The sequence below is a fragment of the Blattabacterium cuenoti genome (assembly GCF_014252355.1).
GTDB lineage: Bacteria > Bacteroidota > Bacteroidia > Flavobacteriales > Blattabacteriaceae > Blattabacterium > Blattabacterium cuenoti_AD.
On record NZ_CP059217.1, the window covers coordinates 457,723 to 483,621 of the forward strand.

Consider the following 25,899-nt stretch of genomic DNA (forward strand, 5'->3'; position numbering starts at 1 on the left):
ATGGCCATTTTTAAAATTCAGGGAGGATTTTCTTTAAAAGGAAAAATACAACCACAAGGAGCCAAAAATGAAGCCTTACAAATATTATGTGCAACTCTTTTAACTTCAGAAAAATTAAGAATTAAAAATATACCAGAAATAGAAGATGTAAAATGTTTAATGAAAATATTAAAAAAACTAGGAGTAACTATTGAATATAATGGAATTGGAGATTATACATTTCAGGCAAATGAAATAGATTTAGATTATTTAAATACAAAAGATTTTATAAAACAAGGACAATTAATTAGAGGATCTATCATGATTGCTGGACCTTTATTAGCTAGATTTAGAAAAGTGTGTTTTCCTATTCCAGGAGGAGATAAAATTGGTCGTAGACGTCTAGATACACATCTTAAAGGATTTAAATTATTAGGCAGTAATATTAATTTTTTTAAGGAACATCAATATTTTAAATTGCATACTTCTCATTCTTTAAAAGGAAAATATGTTTTATTAGAAGAGGCCTCGATTACTGGAACCGCTAACATCATTATGGCTTCTACTTTAGCTAAAGGTAAAACAGTAATATATAATGCTGCTTGTGAACCATATATTCAACAATTATGCAAATTGTTGAATAAAATGGGTTCTAAAATAAGAGGAATAGGATCAAATTTAATACATATTCTTGGCGTAAAAGAATTGGGTGGAGGCTGTCATACTATTTTACCAGATATGATAGAAATAGGAAGTTGGATTGGATTATCTGCTATTACAAAATCTGAAATTACTATTAAAAACGTTAGTTGGAAAAATCTTGGAATTATTCCAAATACATTTAAAAAAATGGGAATACAACTAGAAAAAAAACAAGACGATATTTATATTCCAGCTCAAAATTCTTATCATATTAAAAAACTTATCAATAATTCTATATTAACTATTTCAGATTCTCCTTGGCCGGGATTAACCCCAGATTTATTAAGTATACTCACTGTAGTTGCTACACAAGCCAAAGGAAGTGTATTAATACATCAAAAAATGTTTGAAAGTAGATTATTTTTTGTAGATAAATTAATTGAAATGGGAGCACAAATTATATTATGCGATCCTCATAGAGCAACTGTAATAGGCTTAAATCATCAATATCCTTTAAAAGGATCAGTATTAAGTTCTCCTGATATTAGAGCTGGAATTTCTCTTCTGATAGCCGCACTTTCTGCCACAGGAACTAGTATTATAAAAAATATAGAACAGATAGATAGAGGATATGAAAAAATAGATGAAAGATTAAGAATATTAGGTGCTCAAATATTCAGAATGGATCATGCTTTTATATATGAATAAAACTCACTTTTATATAACTAATTCATACATATATGATGGGTCCTAAATTTATTCATAAAATCCATTAACTTTATTATGCATGTTAATTAGTCATAAAAATTATGAAAAAATTTGAGTACATTACTAAAACAGGATTGAAAAAATTACAGAAAGAAATTGAAAGATTAGAAAATATAGAACGTCCAAAAATATCTATACAAATAGCAGAAGCTAGAGATAAAGGAGATATTTCGGAAAATGCAGAATATGATGCGATCAAAGAAGCACAAAGTTTTTTAGAAATGAATATTGCTAAATTAAAAAAAAAATTATCTAATGCAAGAATTATAGATGAATCTAAAATTAATAAAACAAGAGTTTCTATTCTTTCTACAGTTAGAGTAAAAAATTTAACATATGGGGGAGAACAAATTTATACGTTAGTTCCAGAAGGAGAAACTGATTTAAAATTAGGAAAAATATCAATTAATACTCCTATATCTTCTGGATTATTAGGTAAACAAGTTGGACAAATTGCTCATATAAAATTACCTAATAATATGGTTTTGGATTATAAAATATTAAAAATAGAATTTAGTGAATGAATAACATATTTTCAAAAATTATTATGAATCAAATACCTTGTTATAAGGTAGCCGAAACTGTTAATCAGTTAGCATTTTTAGATATATATCCAATTAAAATTGGACATACTTTAGTCATACCAAAAAAAAATATAGATAATATATTTTCTCTTAATGAAAAAGAATTTTTATCTATTATGTCATTTACAAAACAAGTTGCTATTGGAATAAAAAAAATTATTCCTTGTAATAGAATTGGAATGTTTATTATGGGGTTTGAAATACCTCATGCACATATTCATTTAATTCCAATGGATAAAGAAAGCGATGCCAATTTTTCAAAAAAAAAAATAAAATTATCAGATAAACAATTGAACATTATATCAGAACAAATTAAAATGGCTATTAATTTATGTATTACAATGAAATAAAATTTTTAATCCTTTTATTGTATGCAATTTATCTTTAATATGTATATTTTTAGTTAAAGGACTATAAATATGAGATAATCCTCCAGTTGCAATAACAAAACAATTTGTGTTCAGTTCTTGATTAATTCTTTGTATAAGCCCTTCCACCATACTTAAGTATCCATAAATTATTCCACTTTGTATACATTTATTTGTATATATACCTAATACTTTTGTCGGTTTTTTTAATTTAATTTGTGTAATAATTGTGCCGTATTTTATATTAATGCAGATAAAGAACTATTTACACCAGGAGCTATAATAACTCATTGAATAGATCCATATTGATTTATACATGTTAAACTTAATGCAGTACCAAAATATATTACTAAAGTAGTTTTTTTCTTTATATAAAGAATATGACGCAATAGCATTTGCATATAAATCTGTTCCTAATTGATAAGAATAATGTTTAACCGGGGAATAATAATATCTATCGACTATCATAGGCATAATCTTATGTATTTCATATAAAGATTGTTTTACAATATTTGTTAGTATAGGTACAACTGATCCGATGACTATATTTTGTATTGATTTTGAAATAATACCATATTTATGATAATTTTTTTTAAATGAAAAAATATATTCATCTAATGATCTATAAGGTTTACTATTAATTATCCAAGATAGATTACATTTGAGGTTTTTATAATTATTATTAAATAATCCAAAACGAATACTAGAATTTCCAATGTTTATTGTTAACAACATTTTAATGAATAAAAAAACGTATTTTGAGTTATAAAAATATGTCTATATTTTTTCACAAAAAATTGTTTGATAAAAAACATGGAAATGGACTCCCAATAATTTTTTTGCATGGATTTATGGAAAATATGAATATTTGGAATAAGATTGTTAATGTTCTTTCTATAGAACATAACACAATTTTAATTGATTTTCCGGGCCATGGAAAAACTAAATTTGTAGAACAAAAAAATAGTAAAATTTTAACAATGGAAAATTTATCATTTTCATTAGAATTTTATTTAAAAAAAAATAATATCAACAAGGCATTTTTTATAGGACATTCTATGGGTGGATATGTTGCTTTAGCACTTGCCGAAAAATATCCTGAAATATTTTTAGGATTATGCTTACTTCATTCTACAGCCCAATCAGATGATGAAAAAAAAAAAAAATATAGAATTAATTCAATTCCAATGATTATTAATCATTATTCATTATTTGTTACTCGTAGTATTGAAAAATTATTTAATGTTAATAAATTACATTGTTTTAAAGAAGAAATTGATTATATAACACAAATAGCATTATGTATTCCAATCAATTGTATTTTATCTATTATGAGAGGTATGTTAATTAGAAAAAATAGAATAAATGTTATAAAAACAACTACGTTTCCAAAATTATATATTATAGGATCATATGATTCAATCCTTCAAAAAAAAATTCTTATTGACGAATCTAAACTAGGCTATAATACTTTTTATCAAGAAATTCCAACAGGACATATGGGCCCAATAGAAAATCCACAATATATTATCAAAATACTACAAAATTTTATATATAATCAAATATTATGAATAATAAAGAATTTATGAGAAAAAAATATTTTTTTTGTAGAAAACATTTTTCTAAAACCAAAATATTATTCAATAGTCATAAAATATTCATGCAATTGAAAAAATTAATGATATGGAATAAAACTTATTATCATATTTATTTGCCTATAAAAACAAACAATGAAATTGATACATTCACTATTATCAATTTTCTTATTAAGAAAAAAAAAATTGTAACAATTCCTTATTCAAATTTTGACACAAAATGCATAGAAAATTGTTTATTTAACCATAAAATTGCTAAAAATACAAAAAAAAATAAATATGGAATTATTGAACCAATAAAAAAAATTATACTTCCAAATGATTTTATTGAAGTAATTTTTATTCCATTGATCATATTTGATTTAAAAGGATATAGAATAGGTTATGGAAAAGGATTTTATGATAAATTTATTCAATTATGCAGAAATAATATTATCAAAATTGGTCTTTCTATTTTTCCTCCTATTAGAAACATACAATCATTGCATAAAAATGATCTTAGACTAGATATTGGAATTACTCCAAATAAAATATTTTTTTTAACTAAAAAATACTTTAAAAATATCCCATATAATAATTATAAACATTATACATGATATAATAAAAAATCCAATTATATTACTTTTTTCAACAAATTTTTCAGAAATTGTTTTAGTAGTAATTATTTCAATAATAATCAATAAAATATAACCTCCATCTAGTGATGGAATTGGAAAAAAATTTACAAATGCTAACCAAATTGATAAAGTACCTGTTAATACCCAAAATACTTCCCAATTCCATTCAGAAGGAAGTTCTTTTGCTATTGAAAAAAAACTACCAAGTTGTTTATAAGCTTTAGTTTTAAAATAAAAAACATTTTTAAAAAATAAAATTTGATTTTTAAGTACCATATAGGTATGTATTGCCCCATGATAAATACATCCTAACATAGAATATGTTTTTTTTTCAAAAGAAAAAATTTGATCCATATCTACAAAACTTTTCAAATAAATTCCTATAATACCTTTGTTATCTAAAATAAGTTGTTTGTTCATTAATTGTTCATTTCTATTAAAAGAAATAGAAACAAGTTTATTTTTATTTTTATATAAAATATCTTTAATTTGATCTGAAAATAAAATTAAATCTGAATTAATTGATAATATTTCATCATTTTTTTTAAGTCCACATTTATACGCTAAAGAATCTTTAATAACAGAATTTATTATTGGAGGAACACGAGGTTTTATGATAAAATTAAATTCTTTTTTATCAAAAATAATTCTTTTTTTTTCATTTTTTAATGACAAATGAATAATGTTTCCCATACGATCAACTGTAATATCTTCACCCAATAAAATTTCTTTTGAAATATCATTGAAATATGGAATAAATTTACCATTTACAAATAATATTTTATCTCCATTTTGCAACCCTATTTCTTTTCCTAAAGAATCAACTTCAATTCCATATTTAACATTTTGAGTAGGTAACTTTACTTCTCCATATAAAAATAATAAACCAGAAAAAATAAAAATTGATAATAATACATTGAAAATAATTCCTCCCGATACTATTAATAATCTTTTTATTGAAGATTTAGAACAAAATTTTATATTATTATTTGATATTTTTTCTCTTATTGAAGAATCAACACGCATATTCTGTTCTTCTCTACTCATTCCATATATTTTAACATATCCACCTAAAGGGACCCATCCTATTCCATAAATAGTTTTTCCTATTTTTTTTTTACAAATAGAAAACCAAGGATCAAAAAATAAAACAAACTTTTCTACATGTACTTTAAAAAGTTTAGAAAATGCAAAATGACCTAATTCATGAACAATTACTAAAATAGAAATACATAGTAACATTTGTATGGTTTTCACCAAAATTTGTATCATAAATGATTATAATTAAAAAAGAAAATAAATTTAAATATTTTTAATCATTAAAAATATATTTTATTTAGTTCTTCTATTTATATTTATTATAATAAAATTGCATAATTTTGAATTTATCTGACCTTAAAACAGGAGAAAAAGGAATTATAAAAGGATATAAAAATAATAATTTTCCAATTAAATTATTGGAATTAGGAGTATTACCAGGTGTAAAATTTGAAATTATTTTTATATCTATTTTTTCCGATTCATTATGTATCAGTTATGATTTATCTTGTTTAGCATTACGTAAACAAGAAGCAGAGAATATCCTCGTAGAACCTATTAATTTATGCAAAAAAAAAATAAATTAGTTCTTATTGGAAATCCCAATGTTGGCAAAACATCTTTATTTAATCAATTAACTGGATTAAATCAAAAAGTAGGAAATTATTTAGGTGTAACCGTTGATAAAAAAATAGGATATTTCTATCATCATAAACTATCTTATCAAATCATAGATCTTCCTGGAACGTATAGTCTTTATCCATCATCAAAAGATGATGAAATTATTGGAACTATTTTAAATAATGAAAAAAATAAAGATTATCCAGATATAACACTTTTTATAGCAGATTCTTCAAATTTAAAAAAAAGTCTATTATTATTTAAACAAATACAAGATTTAGGCATACCAATTTTATTGATTTTAAATATGCTTGATGAAGCAAAAAGAAAAGGAATTATTTTAAATGTAAAAAAATTGAAACAAATTCTTTCTACAGAAATAGTATTAATTAATGCTAGAACAGGAGAAGGAATTATCAAATTAAAAAATAAAATCAATTTTTTAAACGCAAAAAAAAAATTTATTCGTTATCATAATAATTCTACGTTTTTGTCTTCTTCAATTCTGTATTTAAAAGCTGTTAAAAAAATTCAACAATATTATAATATTAATATTTATAAAGCTTGGTATTATTTAGCATGCCAAAATTTAGAACAACATACATATATCAAACAAATTAAAAATAAATATAATATTATTTCAAAAAGATTACAAGTCAAAGAAATTTTTAACAGATATGAAGAAATAGAAAAAATTATTTCCCAAACGGTTCACATTTCTTGTCATGAAAAAACAAAAAAAATTATTAATTTTTCAAACAAAATTGATAACTATTTTTTCATTCATCCATTTTGGGGGTATTTTATTTTTTTTTTATTTCTATTTTGTATTTTTCAAAGTATTTTTATTTGGGCAAGTCTACCAAAAAAATTATTAGAATTTTGTTTTTTATTTATTCAAAAAAAATTAGAAAACGTTTATCCTGGTCCTATCAATGATTTTATATTACATGGAATTTTACCAGGGATTAGTATTATTTTCACTTTTATTCCACAAATTGTTATTCTATTATTTTTTATTCTTCTTATGGAAGAAACAGGTTATATAAATAGAGTGATATTTTTAATGGATAGACTAATGCGACCTTTCGGATTAAATGGTAAAAGCGTAGTCCCAATTATTTCTAGTCTTGCTTGTGCTATTCCTGCTATTCTTTCTTCTAGACATATTGAAAATTATAGAGAACGATTAATCACAATCTTAGCAACTCCTTTTATTACCTGCTCAGCTAGATTACCAGTGTATTCACTGATTATTTCTATTATTATTCCAGATAAACAATGGTTAGTTTTTCATTTAAGAGGAATTGTTTTAATGGGAATGTATTTATTAGGATTTTTAACTTCATTAAGTATTTCCATGATTTTTCATATTTTTTTAAAAAAAGATTATAAAAGTCATCTAATCATGGAAATGCCAACATATAAATGGCCAATTTTAAATAATATATTAATATCATTATGGATTCATATCAAATCATTTATTTTTCATACTGGAAAAATGATATTACTAATTAGTGTATTAATTTGGAGTTTAGGAAATATAGGCCCTTCTAATACAACAATAAATAAATACTTTATGATACAAAAACAAAACTTAAATCATTCTTACTTAGGTATTATAGGCAAAAAAATCGAACCATTTATTTCTCCATTAGGATATGATTGGAAAATAGGAATAGGATTACTTTCTTCTTTTGTTGCTAGAGAAGTTTTTGTAAGTACAATGGCTACCGTGTATAGTATAGAACAAAATAATTATCATCATCCGTTAAAAGAAAGAATGAAAAAAGAAATTGATGTAAATAGTAAACAACCTATTTATAATTTAGCTACAGGATTTTCTTTATTATTTTTTTATGCATTTTCAATGCAATGTATGAGCACATTATCTATTATAAAAAAAGAAACTAAAACATGGAAATGGGCAATTATACAATTTATTTTAATGACTTTTTTAGCTTATAGTTCTTCTTTTATTATTTTTCAAATTTTAAAAACATAACATGACAAATTATATTTTACAATATATGATACTTGGCTTTATTTTCATACTTTCTATAATTTATTTTTTAATTTTTTTTTGTAAAAAATTTATTTTTTTTTTTAAAAAAAAAAATAAATGCGATAAAAAATGCAATTGCAATAAACTATAAAATAAATAATGTTGTATTATAATCTATTTGATGCATTAAATTCTATTGAAAAATAGATAAATTTTTTAAAAAATTCTGATAAAGAATATCCTGCATTTTGTAATTGTTTTGGAAAAATACTCTCATCTGAAAAACCTGGAACTGTATTAATTTCTAGAAAAAAAGGCTTGTCATTCACAATAATATATTCTGCCCTTGAAATTCCTCTTAAATTCAAGATTTGACAAACTCTTTTTGCTGTATGTTTAATTTGGGTTTCTATTTTTTTTGATATTCTTGCTGGAGTTATTTCATGAGATTGTCCAGAATATTTTGATTCAAAATCAAAAAAATCATTTTTACTAATAATTTCTGTAATCGGTAAAACTGTTATGTTGTTATTAAAAGCAATCACTCCTACAGATAATTCTATACCAGCAAGATAAGATTCAATAAAAATTTCTTCATCTTCTTGAAACGCTTTTTCCATGGATGTTAATAATTGATATTTATTATAAACTTTGGATACTCCTAAACTAGATCCAGATTTATTCGGTTTTACAAAACATGGAAGTCCTACTTTATCTAAAATTTTGTTTTCACAAAAAACTTGATTTTTGTTCACAAAAAAAGATGTAGCAGTATTAATTCCATATTCTTTTAATAATGTCAAACAATAAATTTTATTAAAAGTAAGATTTGAATGATGAAAATTACATCCTGTATATGGTATTTTTAATAAATAAAAATAAGCCTGAATGATGCCATCTTCTCCTGGAGTTCCATGTATTGCATTAAAAACACAATCAAATTTTAAAATATTTTGTTTAGATAAACGAATAGTAAAATTATGTCTATCCACTAAATATTTTATATTGTTTTCATCTTTAAAAAACCATGTATCTCTAAAAATATATACTAAATATGGATCAAATTCATCTTTATTTAAATGTTTCAATACAAATTTTCCACTTTTTAAGGAAATTGGAGCCTCATCTGTATTTCCACCTACTATGATAGCTATTTTTTTCTTCATTTTTTATTTATTTTATTAATATGAAATATTATAAATACTGTTTAATTTTTATTATAAATTTATTCATCGCTATATATATACTATATAATATTCTTCATTTAGCGTTAAACTGGGTTCAAGTTTACACAAAACATGGTTCATATGTTATAGTTCCGAATATTCATAATTTAACAATTAAACAATCTATTTCCTTGTTAAATAAATTAGGATTAAAATATGAAATATCTGAATCAGAATATAATCCATCTTTTAAACCTAATCAAATATTATATTTTTTACCAGAAGCTGGTAATCATGTTAAAATAGGCAGATCCATATATATACAAGTAAATGCAAAAAATTACACAACTACAGTTTTGCCTAATATTTTTAATAAAAATAAACGAATAGCTATCAAACTTCTTCATGCTAATCATATTGATGTAGAACAAATAAAATATATAAACAATATATCTAAAAATACTATTTGCAAGGCATTATTTAAAGGAAAAAATATTACATCTGGATTTGTATTGCCAGTGAAAAATAAAATTACTTTAATTGTTGGAAATGGATTTTTTGTAAAAAAAAATTATTTTTTGATTCCAAATATTAATGGGCTACCTATTAAAAATGCTATACAATTATTAAAAGAAAAATTATTTACTAATATTCATGTTGTATACTATGATAACATTTATTCTTTATATAATAATGAAACATTTTACGATAATTCATTTATATATCGTCAATATCCTAATCCAGGACAAATAACTTATGATAAAAATATTTCTATATACCTGTGGATTACTAACTATAATAATACCAATAATCATAATAATGAAGAAGAAATAGATATTTCAGAAAATAATAATCAAGATAAATATAATTTTAATGATATAAACAATAATAACTAACTCAATAACATTTATATATATGAAAAAATTAAATTTTGTTGTAAAAACAACACAAAAATTAATACGAATAGATAAATACTTAAAACAATATTATATAAAAGATATTAGCCGAAATCAGATTCAATATGCAATAAAATCAGGAAAAATATTAGTAAACAAACAATACATTAAAAACAATTATATAGTCAAACCTTGTGATTATATAGAAGGCACAATTAATCCTTCAGTAGAAGTTCATATAGAAGAATATAATAATATTCATGAAGAAAACATTCCTATTAATATTATTTATCAAGATGAAGATTTAGCTGTTATTAATAAACCTGCTGGAATGGTAGTACATCCAGGAATTAAAAATCAAACTAGTACGTTAATTAATGGAATTATTTATCATTTTAAAAAAAATATTAATTTATATCGATGCGGATTAATTCATAGAATAGATAAAGATACTTCTGGATTATTAGTTTTTGCTAAAAATGAATATACACAAGAATATTTATCTAAACAATTTTTTCATAAAACTGTAAAAAGACAATATATTGCTTTAGTATGGGGAAATTTAAAATATCAACAAGGAACTATCAGTGGTTATATAGGCAAAGATCCTAAAAACAGAATAAAAATGAAATTATTTAATCAATTTTCCATTGGAAGACAATATTCCATTACTCATTATAAAGTTATAGAAAGATTTAAACATTTAACTTCTATTATATGTTGTCTAGAAACTGGAAAAACACATCAAATTAGAACTCATTTCAAATTTTTAGGACATCCTATATTTAATGATAAAATATATGGAGGTAATAAAATTCCAATACAAAATTCAAATAAATATATAACTTTTTTAAAAAATTGTCTAAATATATTAAACAGACAAGCATTACATTCTTGTTATCTTTCTTTTGTTCATCCTAAAAATCAACAAATATGTTCTTTTATATGTCCAATTCCTAAAGAATGGAGTTTATTATTACAACAATGTAGATATTATTATAAATTCGTAATTTAAATACTTGATTTAATGAATAAATTAACTAATTATAATAAAATATTATTTAATAATATATAAGATATAGAAAAATAAATTAATAGTCCAAAAACATCTACCAATGTTGCTACAAAAGGAGCTGAAGAACTTGCTGGATCACCTCTAAATTTTTTAATAATAAATGGTAACATCGATCCACTAAACGTTCCCCATAATACAACTCCAATTAAAGATAAATAAACAGTAATTCCTATTAATATAAAATGATCACCATAATTAAATAAACGAAAATAATGCCATGTTAAAATTCGTATAAATCCTGTGAATCCTAAAAATCCTCCCAAAAAAAAACCACATATTATTTCTCTCTTCATTACAATCCACCAATCTTTAATTTTGATCTCTCCTAAAGCCATTGCTTGAATAATTAATGTAGAGGCTTGAGACCCACTATTACCTCCACTAGAAACTACTAAAGGTATAAATAGAGATAAAACGACAGCTTTTTCTATAAAATTAGAAAAATGTTGCATGACTGTAGTAGTAAACATTTCTCCTATAAATAACAATATTAACCAACCAGCTCTTTTTTGAATTAATTTATACAAAGGTACTTTCATATAGGATTGATTTAACACTTCCATTCCTCCAATTCTTTGAATATCTTCTCTATAATTTTCATTTGAAACCCATAATATATCATCTATAGTTACTATTCCTAACAATATTTGTTTATCATCTATTACCGGTAAAGAAAATCTATTATTCATAGAAAATATTTTAATAGCTTCTTCTTCAGTATTAGTTACACTCAAAGCAGCACTATATTGCCCATCCATTAAGTTATAAACTTTTGTATTTGGATCTACTAACAGAAATTCTCGTATTTTGATATCGTCTAATAATTTTCCTTGTTCATCAACTATATATATAATTTCTATTGCTTCATTATTATTTTTTCCTTCTTTTCTTATATAATCTAAAACTTCTTGTATACTCCAAGTATTTTTAACTGAAATATAATATGGGATCATTAATCTTCCAACACTATTTTCAGGATATCCTAAAGAAACTAATGTTTTTTTTTTTTCTTCTTTTGATAAATATTTTATTAAATCTTTTAAAGAATCTTTAGAAAGATTTTCTAAAAAAGAAACACGATCATCTACAGATAGATTATTTAAAAAATGAAATTTTTTAATTGGTGAAAGTCCTTCTATGATTTTCTCTTTTATAGGAAAATCTAAAACTCTAAAAATAGAAGATGCTTTCTTATTGTTCAATAAACTAAAAAAATAAATCACATCATTTGGATAATCTTGAAATATTTTTATTAAAGAACTAATAGTTTGATTATTTAAAAATTTTTCATTGAAATAATTTTCTAAACCATTAGCATTATATTTTATTTTTGTAGTCATTGTAATCAAATTATTATAAATTTCATAAAACATTGTTTTTTTTAAGTAGATTATTCATAGTTTTAAAATTTGTAAAATTACGTAATAATATTATTGTTATATATATATATAACATTATAAATGATTATAAATTCAACAACAATTAATATGGATTATAATTTTAAAAACATTGAAAAACGTTGGCAAACATTTTGGACACAGCACAAAATTTTTTGTACTGAAGATAATAATAATAATAATAATAATACATATTATATATTAAATATGTTTCCTTATCCATCTGGTTCAGGCTTACATATAGGACATTGTATTGGTTATATTGCTTCAGATATATATGCAAGATATAAACGTTCTAAAGGATATAATGTTTTGAATCCAATAGGATTTGATTCATTTGGGTTGCCTGCAGAACAATACGCAATTAAAACTGGGCAACATCCTTCTTATACTACTAATAAAAATATAAATAAATATCACGATCAAATTAATAAACTTGGAATTTCATTTGATTGGGATCGTAAATTATGTACTAGTGATCCTACCTTTTACCGTTGGACTCAATGGATGTTTATTCAAATATTTAATTCATGGTATGATAAAGATAAAGATAAAGCAAAATCTATAGATTGTTTAGTTGAAAAATTTAATAAAAACGGAAATTTAATAGTTAATGCTAGTACTACATATAAAAACAAATTTAATTCAAATGAATGGAAATCTTATTCTGCTTTAAAAAAAGAATCTATATTATCATATTATCGTTTAGCATTTCTTTGTAAAGAAACAGTAAATTGGTGTCCAGAATTAGGAACAGTTTTAGCAAATGATGAAATAATCAATGGAAAAAGTCAAAGGGGCGGATATAAAATTTACAAAAAAAAAATGTTACAGTGGAATATCCGAATTACTGCTTATGCAGAACGATTATTAAAAGGATTAAAAGTAATTCAATGTTCTGATTCTCTTAAAAAACTTCAATATTCTTGGATAGGTAAAAAATATGGACTATCATTAAAGTTGGATCTTGTTTTTAATAAAAACAACATTAAACATATAGAATCTGTTATATTTTTTCCAGAAATGATATTTGGAATAACTTTTATTATAATGTCTACAGATCATCCGTTAGTTGATAAAATATCTATAGGAGACTATAAAAGTCAAATTCTTGATTATATTAATCAAGAAATTTCTTTAGAAGACAAAATTTCTGGAATGTTTACAGGAAATTACGTTATTCATCCTTTAATAAATAACAAAAAAATACCTATTTATGTTAGTCATTCTTTTCCAGTTGATAATAAATATAAATCAATAGTAGGAATTCCAGGACATGAAAGACATAGCAATCAATTTGCAAATGTATTTGGATTAGATATAATCAAAGTATTATCAAATGATGATTTAAAAAAACAATATGATACACCACCATGTCTTATAAATTCTGGATTTTTAAATGGATTAAAATCCAAAGAAGCTAAAGAACAAGTTATTAACTTTTTAGTAAAAAAAAAGACAGGGGCTCCTATAATCAGTTATCGATTGCGTGATGCAGTCTTTTCTCGACAAAGATACTGGGGTGAACCAATTCCTATTTATTTTAAAAATAATATTCCGACTCCAATACCGATACACAAACTTCCTTTAATTCTTCCTAAAATTATTAAATATCATCCTAAAAATGGACAATCTCCATTAATTAGAGCAGAATATTGGGCATGGGATGAAAAAAATTTAAAAATTGTTAATCAATCTTTAATTGATAATAAATCTGTATTTCCTATAGAAGTTCATACTATGCCAAGTTGGGCTGGATCAAGTTGGTATTTTATACGTTATATGGATGTTAATAATGATAATTTTTTTGTAGATAAAAAAAAAGAAAAAATTTGGAAAAAAGTTGATTTATATATTGGTGGATCTGAACATGCAACAGGACATTTAATTTATTCTAGATTTTGGAATAAATTCTTAAAAGATCGAGGATGGATTACTTCAGAAGAACCTTTTAAAAAAATAATTAATCAAGGAATGATTCTAAATTATTCTGCTATTATATTTAAATTGATCAGAAAAAATATATTTATTTCTTATGGATTAATAAATAAAATTAATTATTCATATTTACAAGAAATATATATAGATACAAATTTAGTAAATTTAAAATATGAATTAGATTTAAAAAAATTTAAAACATATCATACAGAATTTGAAAATGCAAAATTTTTTTTAGAAAACGGAGTTTTTTTTTGTAAAAAAAAATTAGAAAAAATGTCTAAATCTAAATATAACGTTATCAATCCTGATAATATTTGCAAAAAATATGGATCAGATATATTTAGACTGTATGAAATGTTTTTAGGTCCAATTGAAAAATCAAAACCTTGGGATGCATCTAAAATTAATGGTGTAAAAAATTTTTTAAAAAGATTTTGGAGATTATTTCATAATGAAAATGGTATTTTAAATATCAATCAAGAGACTCCAACTATACAAGAACAATATATTTTACACGAAACTATTAAAAAAGTTACAAAAGAAATACAATTATTTTCTTTCAATACTTCTATCAGTTATTTAATGATTATTGTGAATAAACTAACTAAATTACAATGTAAAAAACAACAAATATTAATTCCATTAATCAAAATGACGGCTCCTTTTACACCTCATATAGCAGAAGAAATATGGAATAAATTAGGAAACAAAAAATCAATAATTTTTTCTTCATTTCCTATTTTTAATCCAATATTTATTAAAACCACTACTATTACATATCCTATCATGGTTAATGGAAAATTCAAATTTAAAGAACAATTTGACCACAATCAAAAATTATATATAATAAAAAGACAAATTTTAAATAATCCTAAAATAAAATTTATGTTGCAAACAAAAATTTTAAAAAAAATTATTATTATTCCAAATAAAATTATAAATATTTTATTTATCAATCAATAATTTTATATAACAATATTGAAACATAAAATGTAGATTTGCATTCAAATAAAAATACAACATTCGTTATTATTTTTTTTAATTTTTTCATACCAGATGTATAAGTGAAAAAAACTTTTATTATGTCAAAAAAAAATCCAATGGAAACTGGTACAGTTAGTTTTTTTAGTTGTATAGAAAAAAATTTTGATAAAGCAACTCCATTTCTTTCTATTGAACAAGGTCTGTTAGAACAAATTAAAGCTTGTAACGCAGTATACAAAATTCATTTTCCAGTTAAAATAAATAATAAAATCAAAGTTATTGAAGCTTATAGAGTTCAACATTCTCATCATAAATTACCATGTAAAGGGGGAATTAGATATAGTACGAAAGTAACTCAAGATGAAGTAATGACTTTAGCTGCATTAATGACGTATAAATGTGCGATAGTAGATGTTCCTTTTGGAGGAGCCAAAGGTGGAATTAAAATTGATCCACAAAGTATTTCTATGGAAACTTTAGAAACAATTACTCGTCGTTATACATCTGAACTTATTAAAAAAAATTTTATAGGACCTGGAATTGACGTCCCTGCTCCAGATTATGGAACAGGAGAACGAGAAATGAGCTGGATTCTTGATACATTTCTTTCATTATCTACACCAGGTGAAGTAGATGCTTTAGCATGTGTTACTGGTAAACCTATTTCTCAGGGAGGTGTACGTGGAAGAAAAGAAGCAACAGGATTAGGAGTCTTTTATGGAATTAGAGAATTGTGTAGAATGAAACAAGAAATGAATTCTATAGGATTAGATGTTGGATTATGTGGAAAACAAGTTATAATCCAAGGATTGGGAAATGTTGGATATCATGCTGCAATTTTTTTTCAAGAAGCTGGTGCATTGATTGTTGGATTAGCTGAAAGAGAAGGAGCAATTTATAATCAAAAAGGTTTAAATGTAAAAGACGTCATTATGCATTTAAAAAATACAGGTTCTATATTAAATTTTCCAAATGCAAAAAATATTGATAGTGCAGAAAAAGCATTAGAATTAGAATGTGATATTTTAATTCCTGCTGCTTTAGAAAATGTAATACATAAAAATAATGCACATAATATTAAATCAAAAATTATTGGAGAAGCTGCTAATGGACCTATTACACCTGAAGCGGATGAAATTTTAGAAAAAAAAGGAATTATTATTGTTCCGGATATTTATTTAAACGCTGGTGGAGTAACAGTATCTTATTTTGAATGGTTAAAAAATCTTAGTCATGTTCGTTATGGTAGAATGGAAAAACGTTTTAGTGAAAATATGAATTCCGAACTGTTACAAGTTATTGAAAATATTTGCAAACAAAATGTTCCAACAACAGAAAAAAAATTGATTTTAAGAGGTGCTAGAGAAATAGATTTAGTCCGTAGTGGATTGGAAGATACTATGATCGAAGGATTTCATAAAATTAGAGATTTACAATATACATTAGGAATAAACAATTTACGAACTACTGCATTTGTTTTGGCTATCAAAAAAATTATAGATTCTTACGAAAAATTAGGAATTTTTCCATAATCTTCTAACAAAGAAAAGATAAAGAAATAAAATATTCATGAAGTACAAAAGATCATTATTGAAATTAAGTGGAGAAGCACTAATGGGAAATAACGAATATGGCCTTCATTCAAATAGGCTCAAACAATATGCAGAAGAAGTGAAAAATGTAGTAAAAATGGGTGCTCAAGTAGCTATAGTTATAGGAGGCGGTAACATATTTAGAGGATTTTCCAGGATAAAAGAAAATATAATTAATCGTATAGGTGGAGATTATATGGGGATGTTAGCTACCGTAATAAACGGAATTGCATTTCAATCTTATTTAGAAAACGTAGGAATATGTACTTATATTCAAACGGCTATTCGAATGGATCCTATAGCAGAACCTTTTTTTAAAGACAGAGCAATTCGTCATCTAGAAAAAGGTAGAGTCGTAATTTTTGTTGCTGGTTTAGGAAACCCTTATTTTACAACAGATACAGCTGCAGTATTACGTGCCATAGAAATTCAAGCTGATGTTTTATTAAAAGGCACTAAAGTAGATGGAATTTATACTGAAGATCCAAAAAAAGATAAAAATGCAAAAAAAATAAAAAATATATCTTTTGATATGGTGTATAAAATGGGAATAAAAGTAATGGATACAACCGCTTTTATTTTAGGAAATGAAAATAATTTACCTATTATTATTTTTGATATAAACCGTATAGGAAATTTTAAAAAAGCAATATCTGGAGAATCAATTGGGACCATTGTAACCAACTAAATAATAACAAATAATATTATGGAAGATATAAATGAAATTTGTTCTTCTTGTCAAAAAGATATGAATAATATTTTAAAACAATTTAAAAATGATATTATTCGCATTAGATTGGGAAGTCAATCATTATTATCTTTTTTAGAAAAGATTAAAATTAAATATTATGATGATTTTGTAGATTTAATTAAAATTGCCAATATTTCTATTTTAGATAATATGAATTTAACTATTCGTCCATGGGATAAATCTTTAATTTCAATCATAGATAAAGCAATTATAGATTCTAATTTAGGGTTGATGCCTACAAATAAAGGAGAATATATACATATTAAAATTCCTATAATGACGGAAGAAGGTAGAAAACATTTGATCAAAAAAATTAAAACTGAAACAGAACAATCAAAAATACTGATTAGAGTTATAAGGAAAAAATATAATCAGATGATTAAAAAGAAGATAAATTTATCTCAAGATATATTAAAAAAAGGAGAACATCATATACAAAAAATAACAAATAATTATATTCAAAAAATTAATGAAATTTTTATTTTAAAGGAACAAGAAATATTACAAATATAGTATTATAATGAAATTTATCCATGAATGATTAAAAAATATTCAATTAAAAAATTATTGGATCAGCACAACCTTTTTTTAAACAAAAAAGTTATAGTAGAAGGGTGGGTACGTTCATTTAGAAATTATATGTTTATATCATTAAATGATGGTTCTACAATTAAAAATATTCAAATTGTTGTATCATCATCAGAAAAATTAAAAAAGAATTTTTTAAAACAAATAACAATTGGAACATCTCTTCATGTTATAGGAATTATAACTAATAGTATAGGAAAAGAACAAGTAATAGAGTTACAATCTGATTTAATTAAAATTTACGGAAAAGTAGATCATTTATTATTTCAACAATCTATATTACAACCTAAACAACACAGTTTAGAAAAACTTAGGACACAAACACATCTAAGATTCAGAACTAAGGTCTTCAGTTGTGTTATGCGTATTCGTCATCATATAGCTTTTTCTATTCATAAATATTTTAATGAAAATGGATTTTTTTATATTCATACACCTATTATTACTACTTCAAATGCAGAAGGTGCTGGAAATATGTTTCAAGTAACTACTTTGGATCTAAAACATATTCCATGGACACATGATAAAATAATAGATTATCAAAAAGATTTTTTTAAATGTAAAACATATCTTGGAGTATCTGGACAATTAGAAGCAGAAGCTGCATCGTTAGCATTAGGCAAAGTTTATACTTTTGGTCCAGTTTTTAGAGCAGAAAATTCAAATACTTCAAGACATTTATCGGAATTTTGGATGATAGAACCAGAAATAGCATTTTATCATTTAGAAGAAAATATGAATTTGGCAGAAGAGTTTTTAAAATATATTATTCAATATATAATTGAACATTGTGTAGATGATTTATATTTTTTAACAAATTATATGTCAAAAAATGAAGAACAATCTTTATTAAAACAATTGGAATCTTTATTAACCATTAATTTTGAAAAAATTAGTTATACTGAATCTATAGATATTCTTAATAAATCTATACATAATAACAAAGTAAATTTTGTTCATCCTGTTGTTTGGGGAATGGATCTGCAATCTGAACATGAACAATATTTAGTGAATAAATATTTTAAAAATCCTATTATTATCTTTGATTATCCATGTGATATTAAAGCTTTTTATATGAAAATGAACAATGATGAAAAAACAGTTAGAGCTATGGATATATTATTTCCAAAAGTAGGGGAGATTATTGGAGGATCTCAGAGAGAAGAACGTTATGATATTCTTATTACAAGAATGAAAAAACATAATATAAATAAACAATTACTTTATTGGTACTTAGATACAAGACGTTTTGGTTCAGTCCCACATAGTGGATTTGGATTAGGATTTGACAGATTAGTTCAATTTATTTCAGGAATGCAAAATATTCGTGATGTTATTCCTTTTCCAAAAACTCCAAATCATGCATCATAATTACAAACCATGTTAAAACAACAATTATTTCAAAAAATACAGCATAAACTATCTCCCAAACAAATTCAATTAATGAAATTAGTTCAATTATCTACTTTAGATTTTGAACAACGAGTAAAAAAAGAATTAGAGGAAAATCCAGCTTTAGAAAAAATAGACGAAGAAATATCAAAAGATTATGATGACAATCATTTAGATAATATTCTTAAAGACCAACTAAAAAATGAATATTTAAATAATAATGATAAAAAAATTTTACATTTTAAAAATAATATTCAAGAAGAAAATTATCATCCTATAGTTTCTGGAATATCTTTTCAAGAATACCTAAAAAATCAATTGCACACATTTAGATTTTTGAATAAAACAGAATTATTAATAGCAGATTTTATATTGGGAAATATCGATGAAAATGGATATATAAGAAGAAAAATGTCTTCTCTTGTTGAAGATATTTTTTTGATTCTTGAAATATCTATTGATCTAGCACAAATAGAAAAAATAATTATTAATTACATACAAAAATTAGAGCCTATTGGTGTTGGAGCTAGAAATTTACAAGAATGTTTATTAATTCAATTATCGCAAAAAAAAACATCAAAAGAAATTTATTTTGCTAAACAAATTATAAAAAATTATTTTGAACTTTTTATAAAAAAACATTATAATAAACTGCAAAATAAATTAGAAATAACAACAAATTTTTTACGAAAGGTTTTTCATCAAATTGAAAAACTAAATCCAAAACCAGGAAAAATTTATTCATGTAGTTCAAAAACTATCAATTATTTAATTCCAGATTTTACAATTTTAGTTGTAGATGGTAGATTAGAACTTTCTTTAAATAAAAGAAATATTCCAGAATTAAAAATATCGACTTTTTACTTGAACATGTTAAAATATTATAAAACTTATAATAAAAAGAAAGAAGATTACAAGAATATTCTTCTTTTTTTAAAAAACAAAATAGATTCAGCAAAATGGTTTTTAGATGCTATTAAACAACGTAAAAATACATTAATGTTGACTATGAATGCTATCATGAATTATCAAAAAGAATATTTTTTAACTGGGGATACCTCAAATATTAAACCAATGATTTTAAAGAATATCTCTCAACAAATTGGAGTTGGAATTTCTACTGTATCTCGTGTAGCTAACAGTAAATATGTGAATACACCATATGGCACTTTTTTAATAAAAAAATTTTTTTCAGAAAAAATGATAAATATAGAAGGAGAAGAAATTTCTTCTATTGAAATAAAAAGATTATTGAAAGAATTTGTGTATCAAGAAAATAAAAATCAACCAATTACTGATGAAGAATTATCAAATCTTTTAAAAGAAAAAGGATATATAGTAGCGAGAAGAACTGTTGCTAAATATAGAAATCAAATGAAGATACCAGTAGCTAGATTAAGAAAAATATTATAAAGATAACGTGTATATTATTTTTTGATACATTACAAAATGTACTTATGACTATAATATCCTATTTTATTTACTCCTTACTTTAATAAGTCTATTGCCTATAATCAAATAATAAAATAAAATAGAAAATTTTTTAAAAATTTTAATATATAAAATCAGTATGTTTGTTATAATTTATTATTGTCATGATTAAACATTATGAATTAGTTGAAAAATATTGTGCATAAAATTTGATTTTTTTTAAAAACAATAATAATCCATTTGATCTAATTGGAGTTAAAAAATTGTTAAATCCTATGTCACTAATAAAATTTGCCTTTGACGAAATAATTTCAAATGGATATCTTCCTGAATACACATTAATCATAATTGCAATCAATCCTTTAGGAATTAAAGCATCACTATCAGCATCAAAAATTATTTTCATACCAATTAATTTAGCATCTAACCAAACTTTAGATTGACATCCATAAATTAATTTATCTTCAGTTCTAAATGTATTATCTTGTTTTGGCAAACTATTACCTAGATATAATATATATTCATATTTATCTTGCCAATCATGTAATTGATCAAATTCTTGTTTAATTTTTTGTTCTTTATCTTTTAATGTCATGTGATTTTATTCTATTATAGTATAATAGAAATAAAAAACAATCATTATTATTATGATGATGCATGTTGTTCTCTAGCTATTTTTGTTGCTGTTGTCATATTTTTTAAAGAATTCATAACTTCATTCCAAGTTCTAGTTTTTAATCCACAATCTGGATTAATCCAAAGATTTTTAATAGGTAATTTCTTTGAAGCTTTATTAATTAAATTTAATATTTCTTTGACTCCAGGAATTCTTGGAGAATGAATATCATATACACCAGGACCTATTTCATTTTGATATGCAAAATTCGAAAACGCATTTAAAAGTTCCATTTTAGATCTTGAAGTTTCTATAGTAATGACATCAGCATCTAAATCAGAAATATATTTTAAAATATCATTTACCTCACTATAACATATATGTGTATGAATTTGTGTCTCATCTTTAACTATACTAGAAGATAATTTAAATGCTTTAATTGCCCAATCAAAGTAAAATTTCCAATTTTTCTTTTTTAATGGTAATCCTTCTCTTAGCGCTGGTTCATCTATTTGAATAATTTTAATCCCAGAATTTTCCAAAGATTTTACTTCTTCTCTAATTGCCCATGCTATTTGATAAGCAGTATCATAATATGGTTGATCATCTCTTACAAAAGACCATTTTAAAATAGTTACCGGTCCAGTTAATATACCTTTTATTAATTTTTTTGTTTGAGATTGAGCAAATGATATCCATTTTACAGTCATATCATCAACTCGTTTTACATCTTCATAAATCACTGGAGGTTTTACACATCTACTGCCATAACTTTGTACCCATCCGTTTTTTGTAGACACAAATCCTTGTAATTTATCTGAAAAAAATTCTACCATATCATTTCTTTCAAATTCACCATGGACCAAAACATCTAAATTTATTTTTTCTTGTTTTTTTATAGCATCTATTATATATTGTTGTATCAATTCTTCATATTGATGTTGGCTAATTTCATGATTTTTTAACTTTTTTCGTAAAGTTCTTATTTCTTTAGTTTGAGGAAATGACCCTATAGTTGTAGTTGGAAATAAAGGAAGTCTAAATTTTTTTTGTTGTTTTGTTTGACGAATTTGAAAAGCATTTGTTCTTGTTATATTTTCTTTTTTTATTTGTTTAAAAATATATTTTTCTTTTTCTTTTTTTTCAAAATATTTAAAATTATTCAAAAGTATTTCTTTTTGACCATTTAAAATCTTTTCTAAATCATTTAATTCATAAAGTTTTTGTTTAGCAAAAGCCATTTTATTGATTATATTTATAGGAATAGAGTCTTCAAATTCTAAATCAATTGGAATATGCAATAATGAACAACTAGGAGCAATAATAATTCTTTCTTTTCCTAATTTTAATATTGCTTTTTCAATAATTTTTATAGAATGAGTATAATTGTTTTTCCATATATTTTTTCCATTAATTATTCCTAAAGAAAGCCCCATTTTTTCTTCTTTAAAAAAATCTAAAATTTTAGTTAAATTACTATTATTTTCTACTAAATCAATATGTAAGTTAAATGTTGAAGAAAAATTTTTAAATATATATAAATTATTTTCTTCAATACTATCAAAATAAGAAGTTAATATTATGTTAATGGCATTATTAGAACAAATTTTATTAATGGTTTTATAAACGTATTTCAATGCTTCTATTATTTGATCATTTAATGAATCAAAAACTAAAATTGGTTCATCTAGTTGTATCCATTTAATATTTTTCTTGATTAACCGTTGTATAATTTCTATGTAAACAGGTAATAAATTATCTATTAAATCTAATTTATTAAAATTGGTATTTTTTTCCTTTCCTAAATATAAATAAGTTAGAGGTCCAATTAAAACAGGTTTTGGAATAGCATTTTTTATTATTTTTTTATATTCATCAATTTCATTAAATATTTTCATAGAATAAATTCCAAATTTTTGATTTTTTTCAAATTCTGGAACTATGTAATGATAATTTGTATTAAACCATTTAGTCATTTCCATAGCTTTAAAATCAAATTTATTTTTTTGAAATCCTCTAGCCATAGCAAAATAAATATCTATATCTTCCTTAAATTGAGTATAATATAATTCAGATATATTACCAAGTAAGAATGACATATCTAATACATGATCATAAAAACTAAAATCATTACATGGAATTAAATCTAATCCACAGTTTTCTTGTGTTTTCCAATTATTTATTCTTATTTGTTTTCCAATATTAAATAAAGATTTTGAAGTAATTAGATTATTCCAGTAATCTTCACAAGCTTTTTTCAATTCTCTTTTTATTCCTATTCTAGGATAACCTAAATTATGTTTCAACATAATATCATAATATCATTTCAATTCAATGAACAATATATAATATTTTTTTAATAAAAAATAAATATGATTTTATTATCGATTATTGATTATATTTTATGTTGAATAATACAAATATTTTAAAATAGTTTTATCTATAAATGAAAAACATACATTTCTTCTTTGCATCATTCTTTTGGCAGTTTCACACACTTGTGAAAAAGATATTTTTTTATTATAATGATTACCAAAAGAAAAAGAAGGAATATATTTTGGAGGAAATCCAATTCCAAAAATATTAGCCCCAACTCCTACTATTGTAGCTGTATTAAATTGAGTATTAATAGAAGATTTAGAGTAATCTCCCATAATCATACCAAAAAATTGAATAGGAATTATAATAAAATTATTTTTTTCATAACTCCAAACTTTATTATTATTAGAATAATCATTTCTTAGATTAGATATATTAGTTCCTGCTCCTATATTACACCATTCTCCAATTATAGAATCTCCTACAAAACCATCATGAGCTTTATTAGAATATGAAATAAATATAGAATTTTTTATTTCTCCACCAACTTTACATTGTGGTCCTATAGTAGTTGCTCCATATATTTTAGTTCCCATATTTAATAAAGAATTTCTACAAATGGCTGCAGGTCCACGAATCATTGATCCTTCCAAAATTTGAACTCCTTTTTCAATATAAATAGGACCTATTTTAGCATTTAATACAACATTATAAGAATACAAATCTTCTTCAAGAAAAATATTTTTTTTATCAATAATATAATTTGGTCCTAATAAAGAAAAAGATTTCTTTTTTTTTGTAAGAAAATCAAAATCTTGTCTTAAAACTTTATCGTTATTAACAAATAAATCCCATATATTTTTAATATAAATAACTTTATCAAGTGAATATATTTTTTTGTATTTATTATTTAATTTAGTTATAGTTTTATAACTACTACTACTTGTACTTGTACGTGTAGCCACCATTGTTTTTGTTTTGGAACAAAAAATTGCTTCATTTTCTTTTAAATTAAATAGTAATTGTAATAATTCATCATTTGGTAAAAATGATGAATTAATCATCAATATGTTTTTTATATTTAATTTTTTTTTCAATATATATTTCTTTGAAAGAAAATTTTTTGTACAAATTATAGATTTTCCACCAATATATTTTTCCCATCTATCTTGAATGGTTAATATTCCTATACGAATTTTTGAAATAGTTTTAGTAAATGTAATAGGAAGTAAATTAATCCATTCTATTTCTCCATCATATAATATAAAATATTCATCCATATTAAATATTATATTTTTTGTATTTATTTTTAAATTTTTCTGATGGACCTGTTTTCCTAATCAATTTTTTTTCTCCAGTATAAAATGGATGTGAATAACTAGATATTTCCATTTTGTATAATGGATATTCTATTCCATTTAATTTTATAAATTCTTTTGTAATTACTGTGGATTTACAAATAAAAAATTTTTCATTATTAATATCTTGAAAAACAACTGGTCTATAATTTTTTGGATGTATATTTTTTTTCATA

The 25,899-nt window shown here is 23.3% G+C and carries 23 protein-coding genes and 1 pseudogene; 15 read left to right on the plus strand and 9 right to left on the minus strand.

All coding sequences use genetic code 11. The features are described 5' to 3' along the window. The 3 genes from murA (at window position 1) to H0H38_RS02265 (ending at window position 2,323) form a co-directional block, all read left to right on the plus strand. Entirely contained in the window at window positions 1-1,329 is a 1,329-nt protein-coding gene (murA, locus tag H0H38_RS02255) for a UDP-N-acetylglucosamine 1-carboxyvinyltransferase (protein ID WP_185872673.1), read from the plus strand. Between the two features lie 101 nt (window positions 1,330-1,430). Continuing rightward, window positions 1,431-1,913, plus strand: coding sequence for a transcription elongation factor GreA (greA, locus tag H0H38_RS02260; RefSeq protein ID WP_185872674.1), 483 nt, complete (start codon window positions 1,431-1,433; stop codon window positions 1,911-1,913). After that, window positions 1,910-2,323, plus strand: a complete 414-nt coding sequence (locus tag H0H38_RS02265; protein ID WP_185872675.1) for an HIT family protein — start codon at window positions 1,910-1,912, stop codon at window positions 2,321-2,323. Before greA ends, H0H38_RS02265 begins: the two co-directional genes overlap by 4 nt. Here H0H38_RS02265 and H0H38_RS02850 read toward each other — a convergent pair. Next, a complete protein-coding gene (locus tag H0H38_RS02850; protein ID WP_394798866.1) occupies window positions 2,303-2,473 on the minus strand; it encodes a hypothetical protein in 171 nt (56 codons plus the stop codon). The two genes, H0H38_RS02265 and H0H38_RS02850, sit on opposite strands and share 21 nt — an antisense overlap. Before the next feature lie 36 nt (window positions 2,474-2,509). Then, window positions 2,510-3,076 (minus strand): annotated as a pseudogene (locus tag H0H38_RS02270) (type III pantothenate kinase); the annotation flags it as partial. 38 nt (window positions 3,077-3,114) lie between these two features. On the opposite strand from H0H38_RS02270, the gene H0H38_RS02275 reads away from it, so the two are divergent. Both H0H38_RS02275 and H0H38_RS02280 read left to right on the plus strand, forming a co-directional pair. After that, the gene (locus H0H38_RS02275; RefSeq protein ID WP_185872676.1) at window positions 3,115-3,912 is read left to right on the plus strand and encodes an alpha/beta fold hydrolase; all 798 of its coding nucleotides are present in this window, start codon (window positions 3,115-3,117) and stop codon (window positions 3,910-3,912) included. Beyond that, window positions 3,909-4,532: a 5-formyltetrahydrofolate cyclo-ligase gene (locus H0H38_RS02280; RefSeq protein ID WP_185872677.1), complete on the plus strand. Its 624-nt coding sequence runs from the start codon at window positions 3,909-3,911 to the stop codon at window positions 4,530-4,532. Before H0H38_RS02275 ends, H0H38_RS02280 begins: the two co-directional genes overlap by 4 nt. On the opposite strand, the gene rseP is transcribed toward H0H38_RS02280, so the two are convergent. Then, on the minus strand, window positions 4,476-5,825 hold the full coding sequence (rseP, locus tag H0H38_RS02285; RefSeq protein WP_185872678.1) for an RIP metalloprotease RseP: 1,350 nt from the start codon (window positions 5,823-5,825) through the stop codon (window positions 4,476-4,478). The two genes, H0H38_RS02280 and rseP, sit on opposite strands and share 57 nt — an antisense overlap. Window positions 5,826-5,932: 107 nt before the next feature. Between rseP and H0H38_RS02290 the strand changes: the two genes are divergently transcribed. Further along, on the plus strand, window positions 5,933-6,178 hold the full coding sequence (locus tag H0H38_RS02290; protein ID WP_185872679.1) for a FeoA family protein: 246 nt from the start codon (window positions 5,933-5,935) through the stop codon (window positions 6,176-6,178). After that, window positions 6,157-8,217 carry a ferrous iron transport protein B gene (gene feoB / locus H0H38_RS02295; protein ID WP_185872680.1) on the plus strand — a complete coding sequence of 687 codons (2,061 nt, stop codon included), beginning with the start codon at window positions 6,157-6,159 and terminating at the stop codon, window positions 8,215-8,217. Before H0H38_RS02290 ends, feoB begins: the two co-directional genes overlap by 22 nt. Before the next feature lie 167 nt (window positions 8,218-8,384). Here feoB and H0H38_RS02300 read toward each other — a convergent pair whose 3' ends face one another. Continuing rightward, complete coding sequence (locus H0H38_RS02300; protein WP_185872681.1) at window positions 8,385-9,383, minus strand: D-alanine--D-alanine ligase; 999 nt, start codon at window positions 9,381-9,383, stop codon at window positions 8,385-8,387. 20 nt (window positions 9,384-9,403) lie between these two features. Between H0H38_RS02300 and H0H38_RS02305 the strand changes: the two genes are divergently transcribed. Together H0H38_RS02305 and H0H38_RS02310 are read left to right on the plus strand one after the other, a co-directional pair. Further along, window positions 9,404-10,279: a PASTA domain-containing protein gene (locus H0H38_RS02305; protein WP_238785392.1), complete on the plus strand. Its 876-nt coding sequence runs from the start codon at window positions 9,404-9,406 to the stop codon at window positions 10,277-10,279. 19 nt (window positions 10,280-10,298) lie between these two features. Beyond that, window positions 10,299-11,294: an RluA family pseudouridine synthase gene (locus H0H38_RS02310; protein ID WP_238785393.1), complete on the plus strand. Its 996-nt coding sequence runs from the start codon at window positions 10,299-10,301 to the stop codon at window positions 11,292-11,294. 29 nt (window positions 11,295-11,323) lie between these two features. Here H0H38_RS02310 and mgtE read toward each other — a convergent pair whose 3' ends face one another. Further along, the gene (gene mgtE, locus H0H38_RS02315) at window positions 11,324-12,694 is read right to left on the minus strand and encodes a magnesium transporter (RefSeq protein ID WP_185872682.1); all 1,371 of its coding nucleotides are present in this window, start codon (window positions 12,692-12,694) and stop codon (window positions 11,324-11,326) included. A gap of 120 nt (window positions 12,695-12,814) precedes the next feature. Here mgtE and H0H38_RS02320 point away from each other — a divergent pair, with 120 nt between their 5' ends. From H0H38_RS02320 to rpoN, 6 genes are all read left to right on the plus strand, one after another. Continuing rightward, complete coding sequence (locus tag H0H38_RS02320) at window positions 12,815-15,655, plus strand: class I tRNA ligase family protein (protein ID WP_317168646.1); 2,841 nt, start codon at window positions 12,815-12,817, stop codon at window positions 15,653-15,655. A gap of 119 nt (window positions 15,656-15,774) precedes the next feature. After that, window positions 15,775-17,208 (plus strand): Glu/Leu/Phe/Val family dehydrogenase, encoded by a 1,434-nt coding sequence (locus tag H0H38_RS02325; RefSeq protein WP_185872684.1) that lies wholly within the window; start codon window positions 15,775-15,777, stop codon window positions 17,206-17,208. A gap of 37 nt (window positions 17,209-17,245) precedes the next feature. Beyond that, window positions 17,246-17,956 carry a UMP kinase gene (gene pyrH, locus H0H38_RS02330; RefSeq protein WP_185872685.1) on the plus strand — a complete coding sequence of 237 codons (711 nt, stop codon included), beginning with the start codon at window positions 17,246-17,248 and terminating at the stop codon, window positions 17,954-17,956. Window positions 17,957-17,974: 18 nt separating this feature from the next. Next, window positions 17,975-18,532, plus strand: a complete 558-nt coding sequence (locus H0H38_RS02335) for a ribosome-recycling factor (protein WP_185872686.1) — start codon at window positions 17,975-17,977, stop codon at window positions 18,530-18,532. A 24-nt stretch (window positions 18,533-18,556) separates the two neighbouring features. Then, window positions 18,557-19,978 (plus strand): asparagine--tRNA ligase, encoded by a 1,422-nt coding sequence (gene asnS, locus H0H38_RS02340; RefSeq protein ID WP_185872687.1) that lies wholly within the window; start codon window positions 18,557-18,559, stop codon window positions 19,976-19,978. A gap of 9 nt (window positions 19,979-19,987) precedes the next feature. Further along, on the plus strand, window positions 19,988-21,412 hold the full coding sequence (gene rpoN / locus H0H38_RS02345) for an RNA polymerase factor sigma-54 (protein ID WP_185872688.1): 1,425 nt from the start codon (window positions 19,988-19,990) through the stop codon (window positions 21,410-21,412). Window positions 21,413-21,605: 193 nt separating this feature from the next. On the opposite strand, the gene H0H38_RS02350 is transcribed toward rpoN, so the two are convergent. The 4 genes from H0H38_RS02350 to H0H38_RS02365 form a co-directional block, all read right to left on the minus strand. After that, window positions 21,606-22,025 (minus strand): SufE family protein, encoded by a 420-nt coding sequence (locus H0H38_RS02350; protein ID WP_185872689.1) that lies wholly within the window; start codon window positions 22,023-22,025, stop codon window positions 21,606-21,608. Between the two features lie 50 nt (window positions 22,026-22,075). Beyond that, window positions 22,076-24,355, minus strand: a complete 2,280-nt coding sequence (gene metE / locus H0H38_RS02355) for a 5-methyltetrahydropteroyltriglutamate--homocysteine S-methyltransferase (protein ID WP_185872690.1) — start codon at window positions 24,353-24,355, stop codon at window positions 22,076-22,078. A 93-nt stretch (window positions 24,356-24,448) separates the two neighbouring features. Continuing rightward, complete coding sequence (locus H0H38_RS02360; protein ID WP_185872691.1) at window positions 24,449-25,645, minus strand: putative sugar nucleotidyl transferase; 1,197 nt, start codon at window positions 25,643-25,645, stop codon at window positions 24,449-24,451. 1 nt (window position 25,646) lies between these two features. Next, a complete protein-coding gene (locus H0H38_RS02365; protein ID WP_185872692.1) occupies window positions 25,647-25,898 on the minus strand; it encodes a type B 50S ribosomal protein L31 in 252 nt (83 codons plus the stop codon). Window position 25,899: the final 1 nt, after the last annotated feature.

Coding starts and splice junctions, on each gene's coding strand:
- murA (WP_185872673.1), top strand. CDS start 1: ATGGCCATTTTTAAAATTCAGGGAGGATTTTCTTTAAAAGGAAAAATA.
- greA (WP_185872674.1), top strand. CDS start 1,431: ATGAAAAAATTTGAGTACATTACTAAAACAGGATTGAAAAAATTACAG.
- H0H38_RS02265 (WP_185872675.1), top strand. CDS start 1,910: ATGAATAACATATTTTCAAAAATTATTATGAATCAAATACCTTGTTAT.
- H0H38_RS02850 (WP_394798866.1), bottom strand. CDS start 2,473: ATGGTGGAAGGGCTTATACAAAGAATTAATCAAGAACTGAACACAAAT.
- H0H38_RS02275 (WP_185872676.1), top strand. CDS start 3,115: ATGTCTATATTTTTTCACAAAAAATTGTTTGATAAAAAACATGGAAAT.
- H0H38_RS02280 (WP_185872677.1), top strand. CDS start 3,909: ATGAATAATAAAGAATTTATGAGAAAAAAATATTTTTTTTGTAGAAAA.
- rseP (WP_185872678.1), bottom strand. CDS start 5,825: ATGATACAAATTTTGGTGAAAACCATACAAATGTTACTATGTATTTCT.
- feoB (WP_185872680.1), top strand. CDS start 6,157: ATGCAAAAAAAAAATAAATTAGTTCTTATTGGAAATCCCAATGTTGGC.
- H0H38_RS02300 (WP_185872681.1), bottom strand. CDS start 9,383: ATGAAGAAAAAAATAGCTATCATAGTAGGTGGAAATACAGATGAGGCT.
- H0H38_RS02305 (WP_238785392.1), top strand. CDS start 9,404: ATGAAATATTATAAATACTGTTTAATTTTTATTATAAATTTATTCATC.
- H0H38_RS02310 (WP_238785393.1), top strand. CDS start 10,299: ATGAAAAAATTAAATTTTGTTGTAAAAACAACACAAAAATTAATACGA.
- mgtE (WP_185872682.1), bottom strand. CDS start 12,694: ATGACTACAAAAATAAAATATAATGCTAATGGTTTAGAAAATTATTTC.
- H0H38_RS02320 (WP_317168646.1), top strand. CDS start 12,815: ATGATTATAAATTCAACAACAATTAATATGGATTATAATTTTAAAAAC.
- H0H38_RS02325 (WP_185872684.1), top strand. CDS start 15,775: ATGTCAAAAAAAAATCCAATGGAAACTGGTACAGTTAGTTTTTTTAGT.
- pyrH (WP_185872685.1), top strand. CDS start 17,246: ATGAAGTACAAAAGATCATTATTGAAATTAAGTGGAGAAGCACTAATG.
- H0H38_RS02335 (WP_185872686.1), top strand. CDS start 17,975: ATGGAAGATATAAATGAAATTTGTTCTTCTTGTCAAAAAGATATGAAT.
- asnS (WP_185872687.1), top strand. CDS start 18,557: ATGATTAAAAAATATTCAATTAAAAAATTATTGGATCAGCACAACCTT.
- rpoN (WP_185872688.1), top strand. CDS start 19,988: ATGTTAAAACAACAATTATTTCAAAAAATACAGCATAAACTATCTCCC.
- H0H38_RS02350 (WP_185872689.1), bottom strand. CDS start 22,025: ATGACATTAAAAGATAAAGAACAAAAAATTAAACAAGAATTTGATCAA.
- metE (WP_185872690.1), bottom strand. CDS start 24,355: ATGTTGAAACATAATTTAGGTTATCCTAGAATAGGAATAAAAAGAGAA.
- H0H38_RS02360 (WP_185872691.1), bottom strand. CDS start 25,645: ATGGATGAATATTTTATATTATATGATGGAGAAATAGAATGGATTAAT.
- H0H38_RS02365 (WP_185872692.1), bottom strand. CDS start 25,898: ATGAAAAAAAATATACATCCAAAAAATTATAGACCAGTTGTTTTTCAA.